At 68.8% G+C, this 15,885-nt stretch carries 18 protein-coding genes; 16 read left to right on the top strand and 2 right to left on the bottom strand.

The features are described from left to right. Window position 1 precedes the first annotated feature (1 nt). Together ACIQPQ_RS31210 and ACIQPQ_RS31205 are read right to left on the bottom strand one after the other, a co-directional pair. Window positions 2–544 (bottom strand): hypothetical protein, encoded by a 543-nt coding sequence (locus tag ACIQPQ_RS31210; protein WP_401310461.1) that lies wholly within the window; start codon window positions 542–544, stop codon window positions 2–4. Beyond that, window positions 541–1,404: a hypothetical protein gene (locus tag ACIQPQ_RS31205; protein WP_401310458.1), complete on the bottom strand. Its 864-nt coding sequence runs from the start codon at window positions 1,402–1,404 to the stop codon at window positions 541–543. Before ACIQPQ_RS31205 ends, ACIQPQ_RS31210 begins: the two co-directional genes overlap by 4 nt. 151 nt (window positions 1,405–1,555) lie before the next feature. Here ACIQPQ_RS31205 and ACIQPQ_RS31200 point away from each other — a divergent pair, with 151 nt between their 5' ends. The 16 genes from ACIQPQ_RS31200 (at window position 1,556) to ACIQPQ_RS31125 (ending at window position 15,884) form a co-directional block, all read left to right on the top strand. Beyond that, complete coding sequence (locus ACIQPQ_RS31200; RefSeq protein WP_401310455.1) at window positions 1,556–2,359, top strand: hypothetical protein; 804 nt, start codon at window positions 1,556–1,558, stop codon at window positions 2,357–2,359. Between the two features lie 9 nt (window positions 2,360–2,368). Then, window positions 2,369–3,229 carry a P22 phage major capsid protein family protein gene (locus ACIQPQ_RS31195; protein ID WP_401310452.1) on the top strand — a complete coding sequence of 287 codons (861 nt, stop codon included), beginning with the start codon at window positions 2,369–2,371 and terminating at the stop codon, window positions 3,227–3,229. A gap of 46 nt (window positions 3,230–3,275) precedes the next feature. Beyond that, window positions 3,276–3,650, top strand: coding sequence for a hypothetical protein (locus tag ACIQPQ_RS31190; RefSeq protein ID WP_401310449.1), 375 nt, complete (start codon window positions 3,276–3,278; stop codon window positions 3,648–3,650). Next, the gene (locus ACIQPQ_RS31185) at window positions 3,650–4,303 is read left to right on the top strand and encodes a hypothetical protein (RefSeq protein ID WP_401310447.1); all 654 of its coding nucleotides are present in this window, start codon (window positions 3,650–3,652) and stop codon (window positions 4,301–4,303) included. Before ACIQPQ_RS31190 ends, ACIQPQ_RS31185 begins: the two co-directional genes overlap by 1 nt. Before the next feature lie 3 nt (window positions 4,304–4,306). Beyond that, the gene (locus tag ACIQPQ_RS31180) at window positions 4,307–4,681 is read left to right on the top strand and encodes a hypothetical protein (protein WP_401310444.1); all 375 of its coding nucleotides are present in this window, start codon (window positions 4,307–4,309) and stop codon (window positions 4,679–4,681) included. A 1-nt stretch (window position 4,682) separates the two neighbouring features. Beyond that, a complete protein-coding gene (locus ACIQPQ_RS31175) occupies window positions 4,683–5,021 on the top strand; it encodes a head-tail adaptor protein (RefSeq protein WP_401310441.1) in 339 nt (112 codons plus the stop codon). Beyond that, window positions 5,021–5,359: an HK97 gp10 family phage protein gene (locus ACIQPQ_RS31170; protein ID WP_401310438.1), complete on the top strand. Its 339-nt coding sequence runs from the start codon at window positions 5,021–5,023 to the stop codon at window positions 5,357–5,359. The genes ACIQPQ_RS31175 and ACIQPQ_RS31170 overlap by 1 nt, the downstream gene beginning before the upstream one ends. After that, complete coding sequence (locus ACIQPQ_RS31165; protein WP_401310435.1) at window positions 5,359–5,571, top strand: hypothetical protein; 213 nt, start codon at window positions 5,359–5,361, stop codon at window positions 5,569–5,571. The genes ACIQPQ_RS31170 and ACIQPQ_RS31165 overlap by 1 nt, the downstream gene beginning before the upstream one ends. Continuing rightward, a complete protein-coding gene (locus ACIQPQ_RS31160) occupies window positions 5,564–5,887 on the top strand; it encodes a hypothetical protein (RefSeq protein WP_401310432.1) in 324 nt (107 codons plus the stop codon). The genes ACIQPQ_RS31165 and ACIQPQ_RS31160 overlap by 8 nt, the downstream gene beginning before the upstream one ends. Window positions 5,888–5,889: 2 nt before the next feature. Continuing rightward, complete coding sequence (locus tag ACIQPQ_RS31155; RefSeq protein ID WP_401310429.1) at window positions 5,890–6,321, top strand: hypothetical protein; 432 nt, start codon at window positions 5,890–5,892, stop codon at window positions 6,319–6,321. A 10-nt stretch (window positions 6,322–6,331) separates the two neighbouring features. After that, on the top strand, window positions 6,332–6,919 hold the full coding sequence (locus tag ACIQPQ_RS31150) for a phage tail protein (RefSeq protein ID WP_401310426.1): 588 nt from the start codon (window positions 6,332–6,334) through the stop codon (window positions 6,917–6,919). 104 nt (window positions 6,920–7,023) lie between these two features. Next, window positions 7,024–7,437, top strand: a complete 414-nt coding sequence (locus ACIQPQ_RS31145; protein WP_401310424.1) for a hypothetical protein — start codon at window positions 7,024–7,026, stop codon at window positions 7,435–7,437. A gap of 35 nt (window positions 7,438–7,472) precedes the next feature. Beyond that, window positions 7,473–7,844, top strand: coding sequence for a hypothetical protein (locus ACIQPQ_RS31140; RefSeq protein WP_401310421.1), 372 nt, complete (start codon window positions 7,473–7,475; stop codon window positions 7,842–7,844). Between the two features lie 15 nt (window positions 7,845–7,859). Then, window positions 7,860–13,760 (top strand): peptidoglycan DD-metalloendopeptidase family protein, encoded by a 5,901-nt coding sequence (locus tag ACIQPQ_RS31135; RefSeq protein WP_401310419.1) that lies wholly within the window; start codon window positions 7,860–7,862, stop codon window positions 13,758–13,760. 1 nt (window position 13,761) lies between these two features. After that, a complete protein-coding gene (locus tag ACIQPQ_RS31130; protein ID WP_401310416.1) occupies window positions 13,762–14,703 on the top strand; it encodes a phage distal tail protein in 942 nt (313 codons plus the stop codon). Between the two features lie 8 nt (window positions 14,704–14,711). Continuing rightward, window positions 14,712–15,884: a siphovirus ReqiPepy6 Gp37-like family protein gene (locus tag ACIQPQ_RS31125; RefSeq protein WP_401310413.1), complete on the top strand. Its 1,173-nt coding sequence runs from the start codon at window positions 14,712–14,714 to the stop codon at window positions 15,882–15,884. Window position 15,885 lies beyond the last annotated feature (1 nt).

Below are 15,885 nucleotides of genomic sequence, written 5' to 3'. Positions count from 1 at the left end.
GCTACGCCTCGCCGCTTCCGGCCTTGCTGTCATCGGTCTCGGACTGCGAGTACGCCGTGAGCAACTGGCCCAGGTTGCCCAGCATCGACTTCGCCTCATCCACCCCGGAGGAAGCGTCAGCAGGCACGAGTTTCAGCGACTTGTCGACGGCGATCGCCGCCGTGGTGACGAGCTTCTGCCGTTCGGCGATCGGGGCTTCGTCGAAGGTGTGGTCGTTGTACTCGTTGTCCTTGCCGCCGAAGGCGTACACGGTGGTCTCCGCGTAGACGCGGTCGAGGGAGTCCTCGGCGACCGCAACGAACTGCTCGGCAAGCAGCGACCGCCGTTCCGCCAGATCGATCCGGCGGGCCTCCATGGCCGCTTTGGTGGCGGCGCGGTCGAAGGCGAGCCCGAGGTGTTCGGCGGTGCGGGACACCACCGAGTTGGTGATGCCCATTTCGCGGCTGATCGCGTTGCGGGACATGCCCTGCGCGTGCAGGGCCCGGAGTTCGTCCCACTTCTCCTCACGCATCAGGCCGTAGTGGTTCCTGCAACCTCGGCTCATGCGGGCCTCCAGTCGGCTCGGGCGCGGCGCCGCAGCACCGCAGGAAGGGGCAGCCCCGACACCGGCCATGCCGGAGACCAGGGGATGAGAGTGCAGCGGCAGTGAGGGTGGCGCGGGGGGCCGCTGACGGGGCTGGCGAAGACTGTCCGCCGCGGATCGAGGCTCAGGCCGCCGGGGAACTGGCCGCCGGGGCGGATGTGACGGCCGGCGTAGGCGCGGCACGCGGCGCATGCACCGCGCTCGGTCACCCACAGGAGGCGGACGCCGGGACCGAGCGTGCGTGTGATGAGGGTGACGGCGTGGCTGGCGGCGGCGCCGACTGCTACGGCCACGCCCTGTGCGATACGGCCGACGGCCCTGCGTGCCCGTTTGAAGGCGCTGTTGAGTCCGGCGAGTCCGGTGGCTGCGAGCCCGGCCGCGGTGAGGAGGGCGATGGCTTGGCCGTGTTCTTCCTGGACGGCCACAGGGATGCGGTCGGCCGCGGCTTGGGCTTCCGGTCCCGCGTCTGGGGCGATGGGCGGGACGTGCTGCCCGGTCATGGCCGCGGCGAGTTGGCCGGTTTGGTGGGCGGCGAGGGAGGCGGCGGTGAAGGCTGCTCGCTCGGCTGCCGCTTTCGCCTGCCCGCCTTTGCTGTTGAAGGCGCGGTTGATGAGGTCACGCACCCAGTCGATGAACTCGGCCAGTCGGGTGGGGATTTGCGCGCCGGTGGCTTCGTGGACCCAGCGGGTGACGGCTGCGGCCTGGGCGTCGGTGAGGGCTGAGGCGAGGGGGTGGGTGGCGGTGGCGATGCTGCGCTGTTCGAGGAGGCGGAGGCGTTCGGTCTGCTGCTGTGCGAGGTCTGCGATCCGCTCGGCGTCCATCACCCACCCCCTCTAAGTCTTGGAATCTAAGGCTATCTTGCCTTTTCGCCTTTGATTGTGCAGCATTGAGGCGGGTTCAGGGTTAACATCATGGCCAGCGCGACGCGATCAAGGCATCGCCACACCGCGCAGGCCGCCCAAGGAGGCACCGATGACGACCCCCGCCCAGCCCCCGAACGCACCCACGGACCCCGGCACCCAGCCGGACACCCCGCCCACGCCCGGAGGCACCCCCGCGCCGACTCCGCCAGAGCCGACCACACCCGCCCAACCCGCCACCCCCGAACCGGCCACCGAGCCGAAGCCCGCCGGCGAACCCAAGGCCAAGGCGCCCAAGTTCGAGGGCGACTTCGACCCCACACGGTTCGAGAAGCTCGTCGAAAACCTCCGAGGCGACGTCGCAGCCGAGAAGGCCAAGCGCGAAGCCCTGGAACAGAAGGCCAAGGACGACCAGACCGACCTGATGAAGCGGGTCGCCAAGGCGTTCGGCCTGGAGACCGACGAGGCCAAGCCGCCCACCCCCGAAGAACTCGCCCAGCAGCTGGCCGAGGAGCAGACCCGGACCAAGGCGTCCGACGATCGCGCCCGCCAGACGCAGGTCGAACTCGCCGTCTACAAGACGGCCGGGAAACACGGCGGCGACCCCGACGCACTGCTCGACTCACGCGCCTTCGCCACCGCCATCACGAAGCTCGACCCCGCCGCGGACGACTTCAACGAGGCAGTCGGCAAGGCCGTGAAGGCGGCGGTCGACGGCAACGCCAAGCTCGCGGCCAAGGCGCCCGAGCCCAAGCAGCCCGACCCCACCCCGGCGGGCGGCGCACCCATGGACGGGGCCCCCGGCGGCAAGCGGCAGTACACGGCGGCGGAAGTGGACCGCATGACTCCTCCCCAGATCTCCAAGGCCATCGCCGAAGGACGCCTCAACAGCTACCTGGGCGGCAAGGCCGGATAGGAAGCCTCCATGTCCGTCGCGCTGTTCAAGCCCCAGGTCTGGTCCGCCCAGATCCTCACCGGCCTGGACGAAGCCCTCGTCTACGCCCAGCCGCAGATCGTCAACCGCGACTACGAAGGCGAGATCACCTCGCAGGGCCAGTCGGTCCGCATCGTCACCATCGGCGACCCGAGCGTGTTCCCGTACAAGTCCGGCGACACGATCAACTACGAGGACATCGACACCGCGGGGTTGGACCTGCCCATCGACCAGGGCGACGCGTTCGCGTTCAAGCTCGACGACGTCGACAAGACCCAGGTCGCCGTCAACCCGATGGCGAAGACCACCCAGCGAGCCGCCCGTAAGCTCGCCGCCAAGGCCGACACCTACGTCGCCAACCTCTACACCGGCGTCGCCCCGGCGAACGTCGTCGGCACCACCGGCGCCCCAATCAACATCACCACCAACCCGAAGGACGCCTGGGACAAGGTCCTCATCCCGCTGCGGACCCGACTCAACCGGGCCAACGTGCCCGCGCTCGACCGGTACGTCGTCGTCAGCCCCGAGTTCACCGGCGCCCTCCTCCAGGACGACCGGTTCGTCCGCGTCGACGCCTCCGGTAACGAGCAGGGCCTCCGAAACGGCATCGTCGGCCGCGCCGCCGGATTCGACGTCCTGGAGTCCAACGTCACCCCCGTCCCGAGCGGCGACACCCAGGTCATCCAGGCCGGATACCCCGGCGCGATCACCTTCGTCGACCAGATCCTCGAGACCGAGGCCCTGCGACTGGAGTCCACGATCGCCGACGCCGTCCGCGGCCTCCACGTGTACGGCGCGAAGCTCCTGCGCCCCGAAGGCATCGCCGTCGCCTACATCGACCCGTCCGCCTGATCCCTCCCTTTCCGTGATCCTCGTCGGCGTTCTCCCAGGAGGAATCATGCCGCGCACATCTCTCACCCCGACCAGCCTGTCCGGCGGCGACGTCGCCGACCCGGCCGGCACCACCATCGACTCCACGCTCGTCGCCAACGGCGTCGTCATCAACACCGCCGACCCGTCCCGCACAGTGCTCCGGGTCACGAACTCGGCGGTAGCCGCGAAGAAGGTCACCGTGCGGGCGGGCGGCAAGGACGGCCCGGCCGTGATGCGCACCCAGGGCGACACCGAAGTGTCCGTCGCCGCCTCCGGCACCCGCTTCCTCGGCCCGTTCTCGGAGGCCCGCTACCTCCAGCACGGCGGCAAGCTCAACATCGACTTCGAGTCCGGGTTCACCGGCACCATCACCGCGCTCAAGCTGGCCCGGAGCCTGTGATGGCGGCCCGCGAGTACATCGGCGCGGGCGGCATGCGACTCCACCTCGACGAGCCGCTGTCCCCGGAGATGGCCGCCCAGTTCGACAAGGGCGAACTACGCCTCGCCGACGACGGCGAACCCCTCTTCGACCCGGACCGCAGCATGCAGCCCCAGGTCATCCAGCACGGCACCGACGCCCCCGCCGCAACCCGCGTCGGCCGCAACACCCCCGGCGTCCCGGAACTCCCCGACCGTGACGCCCACGCCGGCGCTTGGGCGACCTACGCGGTGCGTCTCGGGCTGCTCGCCACGAAGGCGTCCACCATGTCCCGCCAGCAGCTCATCGAGTGGGTGCAGGCAGTCGACGCTGTCGGCACGGGCACGGTCGGTGACGCCGGTGAGGGCGTGGAAGGCCCGGAGCACGCCAGTGTCGAAGGCCGCCCCAACAACGCCCGCGGCGACGAGAAGCCGCTCGCCGCCGATGACGCGGTCACCGAACCTGAGGTTCTGCTGGAGAAGCCTGCCAAGACCGCGCGAGTCGACGAGTGGCGGACCTACGCGGTCAGTCTCGGCATGCCCTCCGACGAGGCTGCCGACTCGACGAAGGGCGACCTCCAGGACTGGGTGGAGACCCACGAAGGCGCCCACAGCGGCGACGGGCCGGGGGACTGACCTGTGCCGTATGCGACCGTCAGCGACCTTGAGGCGTGGCTCGACCCTGAGCCCGCCCCGGGGAACGCCGTGCGCCTGCTGACGAGGGCGTCCACGGCGATCGACCGTGCGCTGTTCGGCCTCGCATACGACCGGGACGACCCCGATGTGCAGCAGACCCTGCTGGCCGCGTGTGTGCAGCAGGCGCAGTGGATGATCGACCGCGACGACGAAACCGGCGCCATGGACGATCTCCAGTCCATGTCGACGGGTCAGCGGTCCTTCGTGCGCCGCACCACCGGCCAGGGCGCGGGTAAGGCGCCCCGGCTGGCGGCGTCTGCTGCGGACGTTCTCCTGACCAGCGGGCACTTCCACGGTTTCGCCTGGGTGGTGGGCTGAGATGCCGGGCCACATCGGGCGTCAGACCGTGATCGTGCTCGACGCTCCTCTCGTCACGGGCGGCTACAACAAGCAGGTCCGGGACTGGCCGAGCGCAGTCGAGACCGTGGTGCGGCGCTGCACGGTGGACGTCAGCGGGTCGACGGAGACGAAGACCGCCGGGGACCAGACGGTCACCGCCGCCCGCCTGTTCCTGCCGCCGCGAGCGCCGCAGGTGACGGAGTGGATGCGGGTCCGCTGGCAGGGCCGCACCTGGGAAGTCGACGGCGTCCCCTCCACCCCGGAAGCGGCAGGACCCCTGTCTGGTCAGGTCGTCGACCTCAAGGAGGTGGCGGGCTGATGGCCACCGAAGTCGAGATCGAAGTCGAACTGGACGACGAAGCAATCCAATTCGACCTGCCGCTAGATCCGCAGGTGCAGGACGACTTCACCGCCCGCATGAAGCGAGTGGAGGCGGTGGCGATCGCTACGGCGCCGGTCTACACGGGCGAGTACCGAGACAGCATCCACATCGTCAACGAGCCCGACCCGGACGGCACCCGCCACGTCGACGCCGACGCACCCCACTCGATCTACGTCGAGCACGGCACCACGCAGCGCGACCGCCACGGGCACGCCATCCACCGCCCCCACTTCACGATGATCCACGCGCTCGACGCCGCAGGAGGCGACCACTGATGAGCACGCCCGAGCGTATTGCTCAGAGGTTCCACGAGGCCTACGAGGATCTGGCCCCCAGTCATGGCTACGAGACCCGAGAGGCGTCCCGGAAGCCCTGGGCGGATGTGCCGGAGCAAAACAAGAACCTGATGATCGCGGTCGTCGCACGGCTCCTCGAAGAGGGCGTGGTCCGGCCCGGAGACGACTCGAAGGAGACCACCAATGGCTGACGGCGACGTCGTGAAGATGCGGCTCACGTTCTGGCGCGACAACAAGAAGCCCGGCGACGTGATCGAGATCCCCGCCGACGAAGTCCACCGCTGGGACGGCTTCGCCGTGCAGGAAGGCGACCCCTACCCGTCCGGCGAGACCACCACCCCCACCGCCGCCCAGGCCGAGTACCCGCGGCCCGCCGACGGAGCCAAGGTCGACGACTGGCGCACCTACGCCATCGGACTCGGCATGGAACGCGGCGACGCCGACAAGGCCACTAAGGCCGACCTCATCACCTACGCCGACACCACCACCGCCGGAGCGCAGGCGTAGCCATGACCACACCGGTTGTCCTCCCGGACGGCAAGAAGATCGCCATCGATCTCCTGGCCGTAGCCCTCGATGGCGTCCTCGTCACTTCGACGACACCCGAGGGCGCCGCATTCACGGCTGCTCTGCCTGTGGTGCGTGTCCTGCGCGCCGGCGGCACCGCAGATATGCGCGGCTGGGCCGACCCCGCCGGCCGGGACAACCCCCGCTTCTCCATCGACTGCTACGACACCGACGACGAGAAGGCGATGCAGCTCGCCCGCCGCGTGTGCGCCGAGTGGGAAGTGCTGCCCGGCCGTGCCACCGCCGACGGAATCGTCACCGGCATCAGCCAGGAGACCGGCCCGCAGGACCGGCCCGAAGACCTCAACTCCGACGCCTACCGCGTCGGGATGATCCTGGGGATGAGCGTCTGCCCACCCCGAGTGTCCAGCTAGGAGGCCCACCGTGGGCGACGCATCCACCATCATCGTCGGCACCGCCGGAAAGGCCTACATGGCCGACGTCGGCAGCACGTTCCCGACCGGCCCGGAAGAGGTGTGGGGGGCCGACTTCACCGACCTCGGCTTCGTCACGCCGGACGGCCTTGAGGAGGCTCTGGCCGAGGAGCGGACTCAGCTCGACGCGTGGGGCGAGGATGCTCCGGTCGTCGACCTGGCGAAGAAGCGGACGCAGACGTTCAAGCTGACGTTCCGGCAGACGACCGCGTACCTCCTCAGCCTGTACTACCAGGTCAGCGTTGCGAACATGACATCGACGGCGGCGACGACGACCCCCGCCGTGCGGAAGCAGTTCCTGTCCTTCGGGTCCGGCAGCCTGGCGGACACGGTGGAGGTCGCCCTGGGCCTCGACGTGATCATGTCGGGGAAGCGGCACCGCATCATGATCGCCCGCTGCGGCGTCTCCGACCGCGAAGCGATCAAGCACTCCGCCGACGACTCCTCGAACTACGGGCTCACCTTCACCGCCCTCGCCGCTCCCGGCGGCGCCCAGTCCGTGCAGCACTTCATCACCGACGTGCCGAAGCCGACCTGATCCCCCCGACTGGTGGCCTGCCGTGTCCAATCCCTGGGCGGGGGCGGCACGACAGGCCACCTGACAAGCCCCCGCCCCGCCCCCCGCCCAAGAAGGAACACGCCGTGTCCAAGCCCAACCGGAAGATCGTCCGCCTCCAGCAGATGCGCGCCCAGCGCGCCCAGGCCGCCAAGGTCCAGTTCGTCGACATCTACTTCGAGAACGAGAACGGCGTCGACGAGGTCTGCACCCTGCCCACCCAGGACGACTGGCCCGTCGAGGTCATCGAGGAGATCCAGGAGAAGGGCGGCGACGCCAACATCGGCCTGCTCCGCGAACTCGCCCGCCCGCCCGAGAGCTTCGACCGGCTCATCAAGGTCGGCAAGCTCACCGTCGGCGAACTGAAGGCGATCGTCGAGGAACTGGACGCGGAGGCCGGGACCTCGGAGGGGGAAGGCTCTGGCTCCTCGACGTCCTCGCCGAGCACGCAGGAGCCGTCCGCGCCGACCTCCAGCGCTACTACCCAGGCCGTCGCCTAGAGGAGTTCTGGGCCATGTCGTGGGGGGAGGGCTCAATGAACTGGGCCGAACTCCGCGATCTGGTCACCGCCCTACCGGAGGACTCCGCAACCAAGTCGGCCCTCGCGGGCGATATCGAGGGCCGCCGCTGGACGAGCGGCACCTTCCTCCAAGCAGCCCAGTACAACGCGCTCTTGATGCTGGTCCGCATCTTGTGGGCCGCCCACCTCAAGGGCAGCCCGCCGGACATGGAGCCCGTCCAGCCGCCACAACTGGAAGGAGACGGGACGGACAGCGAAGCCCAGACGCGGGCGAGGCAGGACGCCGAGCAGTACCTCGACACGTTCTCGCCGGGCGCACCGCCACAGGACCAGACAGAGATCGAGCAGTGGCAGGCCCGGCTTGCCGAGCTGAACGCACACGGATAGCGGAGGGAGGGCGGAATGGCTGAGCCGACAGTCGTCGGACGCACACGCGTCTCACTGATCCCCGACACGTCGAAGTTCGGCGACCTACTCAAGATCGAACTCCCGAAGGCCATTCGCCAGCCCGCCCGCGACGCAGGTGACGTCGCAGGCGACGAAATCACCGACAAGATCAAAGAGAAGCTTGCCAAGTTCACCCCCACCGTCAAGGTCGACATCAGCCTCGACACCGCCAGCGTCAAGCTCGAACTCGACAAGCTCACCAAGGCGCGCACCGTCGACCTCGGCTTCGATGTCGACGACAGCGACGCCAAGAAGAACATCGACAAGCTGACCAGCGCCCGCACGATCAGCATCGACTTCGACGTCGACACCGCCGACGCGAAGAAGAAGATCGACAATCTCGTCAAAGACCGCACGATCGACGTCACAGCGGACCTCGACATCAGTGGCGCCGAGTTCACACTCAAGAAGCTGACCCGCGACGCCTCCGTCACGGTCGACGTCAGTCCGGTCCTCAATGACACCGCCAAGAAGAAGGTCGAGACCGCTCTCGACAAGCTGTGCAAGGACCGCGTCGTCAACATCCGGGCCAGCGTGGACACGCGCGTGGGTGCGGCAGAGATCCGCAACCTCCTACAGCGCCGCCAGGTCCGCATCGGCGTTGACGTCGACACCCGCGTCGCCGCCGATTCCCTCGCCAACCTGACCCGTCGGCGGCAGATGACGGTCGCCGCCCGCGCCGATACCGCCGCCGCGAACACCGCGCTCAACCATCTCACCCGCGACCGGACCATGAACGTCCGTATCAGAGCCTCCGGGCTCAGCGCCCTCACCGCAGGCCTGTCCAGCCTCGGCGGCAGCGGAGGCGGCGGCGGCCTCGGCATTCTCTCCAACCGCATCGTCATGATCGCTGGGGCCGCAATAGCCGCGCTCCCGACCATCGCGTCCCTCGGTTCGGCGATAGCCCAGATGGGGCCGCTCGCCGCCACCGCCGCCCCAGCCCTCGGCCTCCTCATCGGCCTTTTCGCCGCCATCAAGGTCGGCACCTCCGGCGTCAGCGACGCTGTCAAAGCGGCCTTCCAGCCCGTCGCCGGAGAAGCCAAGGCCGCCGCCACCGCAACCCGGCAGGTCGAGAACGCGCAGCGATCCCTCGCCCGCGCACAACGCTCCGTACAGGACGCGCAACGCCAGTCCGCCGAGCGTGTCGCGCAAGCCAACCGGCAAGTCGCAGACGCCGAACGAGACCTCTCCCGTGCCCAGCGCGACGCACGCCAGGCACAAGCCGACCTCACCGCCGCCCGCAGGCAGGCCACCCGCGACCTCGAAGACATGCAGCGGCAGCTCAAGTCCGGCCGCCTCTCCGAAGAGGAAGCCACCCTCGCTGTCCAGCAGGCCGAACTCGACCTCCAGCAGACCCGCACCGACCCGGCCGCCACACAACTCCAGATCCAGCAGGCCGAACTCGCCCGCGACCGCGCCGTGCAATCCCTCGAGGACCAGCGCGCCGAACTCAAGCGCCTCGAAACCGACACGGCTGCTGCCAACCGGGCCGGAGTCAACGGGTCGAAGGCCGTGGTGCAGGCCCGCCAGCAGATCGCCGCCGCCGACGAGCAGGTCACCGACCGCCAGCGTGCTCTTGCCGACGCTCAGCAGGGTGTTACGCGGGCGCAGGCGGAAGGACAGCGGCAGGTCGCCGACGCCCAGCAGGCCGTAGCGGACGCCGTCCGGCAGGTCGCCGAGGCGCAGGAGAACGCCGCCTCCCAAACCTCGAAGCTGGATGACGCGCTCGCCAAGCTCAGCCCGAATGCGCGCGGATTCGTCGCCACACTCCAACGGATGGCACCCGCTTGGCGCGACATGAAACTCGACGTTCAGGACCGCCTGTTCGCCGGACTCGGCACACGCCTGGAGCAGGTTGGCGCGCGCATCCTGCCCACCGTCCGCCGCGGCCTCGGAGACGTCGCGGGCGAAGCCAACCTGATGGGCAAGACCGCCCTCACCGCGGTATCCGACCTGGAGAAGACCGGCACCCTCGGCAAGGTCTTCGACGGCATCCGCACCAACCTCGGCAACCTCCGCCGCATACCAGGCCAGCTCGTCACCGGGTTCGCCCAGCTGTCGGTGGCGGCGCAGCCCGCGTTCGACCGGATGACGTCCGGCGCGGCATCAGCCGTCGACCGGATCATGGGCAAGCTCGCCAAGGGCCTGGAATCCGGGCGCCTCACCGAGGCCATCAACACCGCCCTCGACGTCGCCGTCAAACTCGGCGGGTTCCTCGCCGACATCGGCGGAATCTTCCTCGGCATTTTCAAGGCGGCCTCCGCCGCGGGCGGTGACTTCTTCGGCGTCATCGGCGCCGCCGTCAAGGAAATCCGCCGCATCATCGAACTCCCCGAGGTGCAGCGGGCGCTCACGCAGATCTTCACCGCGATCAACGCCGTCGCCGGGCTCATCGCCGGGGTCCTCGGCCAGACCATCCAGGCGCTGCTGCCGCTGCTGGCGACGCTCGCACCGACGATCGTCCAGATCACGCAGCTCCTCGGCCCGGTCATCGGCCAACTGATCAGCGACCTGGGCGGCGCACTCGCCCCCATCGCCGCCGCCCTCGGGCCCGTCCTGGTCGTCACCGCGAAGGCGATCGGCCAACTCGTCGCCGCGCTGTCGCCGCTACTGCCCGTGGTCGGGAACCTGGTGGCGGCACTCCTGCCGCCACTGGTCCCGCTGATCTCCACGATCGGCGGACTGTTCACCGCCCTGGCCCCCGTGATCCGCATCGTCGCCGGCGTCCTGGGGGCTGCTCTCAAGCCGATCCTCACCGGACTCACAGGCGTGGTCGTGACGATCGCGCAAGCCTTTGCCCGCCAGTTTTTGGTTGTGCTGCGTCAGCTCCTGCCGGTCATTCCGCAGTTGGTCCCGGTCGTTGTCGGGCTCGCCCAGTCGATAGGGCAGATCCTGGTAGCACTCGCCCCGCTGATCCCGCAGATCATGCTGGTCGGGGTCATGCTGCTGTCCCAGCTGCTGCCCGCCCTGCTGCCGCTCGTGCCGCCCCTCGCGCAGCTGTCGCTGATGTTCACCCAGCTCGCCACATGGGTGATTCTCAAGATTGTCGTGCCGGTCCTGACCCGGCTGATCACCTTCCTGGGCGGTCTCCGTAAGGCGTTCCAGCCTGCTGTCGACGCAGTGAAGTGGCTGACCTCCGCTATCGCCGCCGCATTCGATTGGGTGTACGACCATCTCCTCGGCCACTCCGTCATCCCCGACATCGTCAACGGCGCCATCTCCTGGTTCACGTCACTGTGGCGGCGTGGCGTCGAACTCTTCACCAACCTCAAAAACGGCGCCACCAAAGTCTGGGACTCCTTCTGGTCCCGCATCCGGTCGACCGCCACGGGAGCCTGGAAAGCAGTCCGGCAAGGCTTCGACGACTTCGCCAAAGGACTCGAAAGCGCCTTCCGTCGTGCCCGCGACGGCATCGGCGACATCTGGGACGGGCTCCGCGCCCTCGTCAAAGCCCCCATCCGGTTCTGGATCGAGACGGTCTACAACCGCGGCATCGTCTCCGTCTGGAACCAGACCGCCGCCAAGATCCCCGGCATCCCCGACATGCCGAAGATGGCCCTCCCCAAGGGCTTCGCCCGCGGCGGCGTCCTCCCCGGCTGGTCCACATGGCGCGACGGAGACGACCAACTCGTCCCCATGCGCCGCGGCGAGGGCGTCTACGTCTCCGAGGTCATGCGCGACCCGTATGAGCGGGCCCGCCTCCACGCCCTCAACGCCGCCGCCATCCGCGGCACACACCCTGCCGCCGCCCGCGCACAGCTCGGGTTCGCCGAGGGCGGCATCTTCGGCGCCATCACCGACGCCGGATCAGCCATCGCATCCAAAGTCGGAGGCGCCCTCAAGAAGGGCGCGGGCGCAGTCCGCGGCGGCCTCGCAGACCTTGCCGAGTCCGCGTTCAAACCCGTCCGCTCCGGCATCCGCCGCACCCTCGGCGGCAAGGACGGCACCTGGCCCGGAGCTATCGCTGGAGGCCCCCTCCACCTCATCAACCGGGCCATCGACTACATCCGCGGCCAGGACATCCCCCCGTCGTCCGGGGCCTGGATGAAACCGGTCAACGCCCCCTACGGCACCCGCTTCGGTGTCGCGGGCCGCATGTGGTCGTCCGGCCGGCACACCGGCCTCGACTTCCCCGCCGCCACCGGCACCAAGGTAGTCGCCGTCGACAACGGCACCGTCCAGTCCGTCCAGTCCGGCGGCCCCTACGGCAAGCACGTCCTCGTGAGTCACGGTGGCGGACTCGCCTCCCTGTACGCCCACATGTCCGCGATGGTCGCCAAGGCCGGGCAGGGCATCAAACAGGGCGCCCGCATCGGCTCCGTCGGCGCCACCGGCAACGTCACCGGCCCCCACCTCCACCTCGAGGCCCGCATCAACGGCCGTTCCGTCGACCCGATGGGCTACATCTCCGGCGGGTGGAGCGACGCCGGGGGCAGCGGCGTCAAGCGGTGGACGGGCATCGTGCAGCAGGCCCTCGGCCAGCTCAAGCAGTCGACGACGCTGGTGTCGACGACGCTGCGCCGCATGAACCAGGAGTCCGGCGGCAACCCGCGCGCCGTCAACCGCACCGACTCCAACTGGAAGGCCGGACACCCAAGCGTCGGCCTGATGCAGGTCATCAAGGGCACGTTCGCCGCCTACGCCGACAAGTACCGGAAGACCGGCCCGTTCCTGTACGGCGTCTCAGTCGACCCGATGGCGAACGTGTACGCGTCCATGCGGTACGCGCTCGCCCGCTACGGCAGTCTGTCCAAGGCGTACAACCGGCCCGGCGGCTATTCTCTCGGCGGGATCATCCATCGAGGCCGCGGCTACGCCTCAGGTGGCATCATCCGTGTCGCCGGGCGTGACATCCGTACCGGCCCGCTCGCTGCGGCGGTGGGCGGCGACTTCCTCAAGCAGCTCACCGGCACCACGTCCGCGATCTCTACCGCCATGACCAAGGTCGCCACAGCGGTGAAGAACGCCTTCAAGGGCGTCAAGACCAGCCTCGACGACAAACTCCTCAAGCAGATCTCCACCGCCAACACCAAACTCCAGGCCCTCGCCAGGCAGCGCGACGCCATCAAAACCAGCATCGCCGCAGCAAGCCAGCTCGCCGCCGATGCAACGGGGCAGGCCGTGCAGTACACGGCCCTCACCGGCCTCCCCAACTCCGGGCAGCCCTTCGGCGCCGGAGGCATCCTCGCCGGGCTCAACACACGGCTCGGCCAGTTGAAGAAGTTCGGCGTCAACCTCAAACTCCTGGGGCAGCGCGGACTCAACAAGACGCTCCTCCAGCAGATCATCACCGCCGGGCCGGAGCAGGGCGCCGCCTACGCGCAAGCTCTCGTCGACGCCACCCCCACCGAACTGAAGAACATCAACCTCGCCCAGACCGCGATCGCGTCAGCCACCAGCGCCTTCGGGAAAGACGCCGCCGACTCCATGTACGACGTGGGCGTCGACTCCGGCAAGGGCTACCTCACCGGCCTCGCGTCCACGCAGAAGCTGATCGAAGCCCAGATGATGAAGCTCGCCAAGGCGGTCCAGAAGACCATCGAAGTGGAGCTGGAAATCCGCTCGCCTGCACGCAAGCTCCGCCGCCTCGGCTGGTTCACCGGACTCGGCTACGCCCGCGGTGTCGAAGACGCCGTCCCCCAAGCCGCATCCGCCGCCTCCCGCATGGCCAATACCGTGCGCGCCGCCGCAGCCGTGACCGCAGCACGCATCCACAGCCAGCAGACCGTCAACAACCGCGGCGACCGCCACCTCCACTACAACGCCGCCGTCCGCGAAGTCGCCCCCCGCCAGTCCATCCTCGACGCCCTCGCCATCGACGACCTGCTCCACGCAACAACCGTGACGGGAGGCTGACATGCCCATCCTGGTCCCTCCCGCCTACCTGCCCCCCGAAGTCCAGCCGGGCGTGCCGTGGCCGACCCTCATCAACCAGATGCCGGCTGTTGCCTTCACGGACCCCCGCGGGGTGACGACTCATCTGTCGGACTGGGAGAACGGGTGGCTCCTCCAGCCCGGCGCCAAGGGCCTCGACATGCCCGCCTTCGCTTTCACCACCGACGAGACACCGGGTGTGGACGGGTACGCGCTCCGCGATGTCCGGGCAACCGGCAAGGAGATCGTCCTGCCGCTCGCAATTTTTTCGAACGACAGCCGCACCGCATACAAGACCCGGCGGCGCGCCTTCATCAAAAGCCTCAACCCCAAGCGCGGCGTCGGCACCCTCACCCTCACCGAACCAGACGGCGCCACCCGCAGCATCGACGCCTACTACACCGGCGGCATCGAAGGAGACGAAGCACTCGACGCCGCAGGGGAGCGCTGGTGCATCAACGCCATCACCTTCGGCTGCCCAAGCCCATTCTGGGTGGGCGACACCGTCACCCAGACCTGGAAGATCAGCACAGGCGGCGACTTCTACCCCGTCCTGCCGCTAGCTGTAGGCGACTCACAAGTCCTCGGCGCAATCACCGTCGACAACGCCGGTGACGACGACGCCTACCCCATCTGGACCATCCAAGGCCCAGCCACCAGCATCACCCTCACCAACGACACCTCCGGGCAGACTCTCGTCCTCACCCGCACCATCACCGGCACGGACACCATCGTCATCGACTGCCGCGACCGCCAGCAGACCGCCCTACTCAACAGCCTCACCAACCTGTGGCCGGACCTGTCCGACGCGTCCGAACTGTGGGCCCTCCAGGAAGGCATCAACGACCTGAACCTGACGGTGGCCGGCGCTACCTCGGCGACGAGCGTGTCCATGACCTACCAGCCCCGCTACCTGGCGTCCTAGGAGGGCTGATGGAATCCACCGCGCTCCGCGTCTACATCCGCGACCCGTCGCTTCAGCGGCTCGGACAGGTCACCGACCATACCCAGATCACGTGCGTGCCCCGCTTCAACGCGATTGGCGCGATGGTCCTCGAGGTGTCTGCGGACTCGCCGTCGGCTCCGCTGCTTGTCGAGGGCAACGGGCTGATCGTGAAGACCTCATCGGGTCAGACCGTGCTGTCGGGGCCGATCCGCACCGTGGACTGGTCACGGTCAAGGACCGACAGCGGCGGCGGCAAACTCACCGTCGGGGCGGTCTCTGACGATGAGATCCTCGCCCGCTACACCTGCTGGCCCGCCCCGGCCCTGGCGATCGGTTCACAGTCCGCCGCCATCTACAAGATCAATACGGCGGCGGTGGAGACCGGCATGCGCGACCTCGTCAACCTCAACGCCGGACCCGGAGCCCTCGTCACCAGAAAGAACCCACTGCTCACCCTCGCCACCAACGGACTCCACGGCCCCGCCCTGGTGAGGCAGGTCAACCAGTTCGACAACCTCCTCGTCACCCTCCAGGACATCGCAGCCGCCGCCGGACTCGGCTTCCGCGTCATCCAAGTCGGCGGCGGCCTCCAGTTCCAGGTGTACGCGCCCGTCGACCGGTCCGGGACAGCCAGACTCTCCTTCGGTCTCGGCAATCTTGCCGACGCGAATTACACCACCACCCCGCCCACCTGCACCCGCGCCGTCGTCGTCGCGGGCGGCTCCTCCTCGCCGCGCGTCTGCAAGACCTACGACCGCGCCGACCCCCTATTTCCCGGCCTCGTCCTGGAGCAGTTCGTCGACCTCACCAGCGTCGATACCGCCTCCGTCGACCTCGCCGCCCAAATGGACCAGGCCGGAGCAGAGGCCCTAGCAAGCGGAGCAGGCCAGGGCTCCCTATCGGTGAGCCCGATCGACATCCCGAACCTGCGCTACGGCCGCGACTACAACGTCGGCGACACCGTAGCGGCGCAACTCCGAGGCGGCGACTGGTTCGCCGACGTCGTCCGCGAAGTCACCCTCACATCGTCAGCCTCCGAAGCGTCCGTGAAGGCCACGGTCGGCGGTGACACCGGCAGCAACGCCGTCAGCCGGATCTACCAGTACATCGCCCAGCTCAAGCGGGAGCTTGGGCGCGTCAAGACAAGGAAGGCCGCCTGAC

The sequence above is a fragment of the Streptomyces sp. NPDC091281 genome (genome assembly GCF_044757425.1).
Taxonomy (GTDB): Bacteria; Actinomycetota; Actinomycetes; order Streptomycetales; family Streptomycetaceae; genus Streptomyces.
The sequence above is the reverse complement of the archived record's forward strand: the minus strand, read 5'-3'. Positions and strand labels throughout refer to the sequence as shown.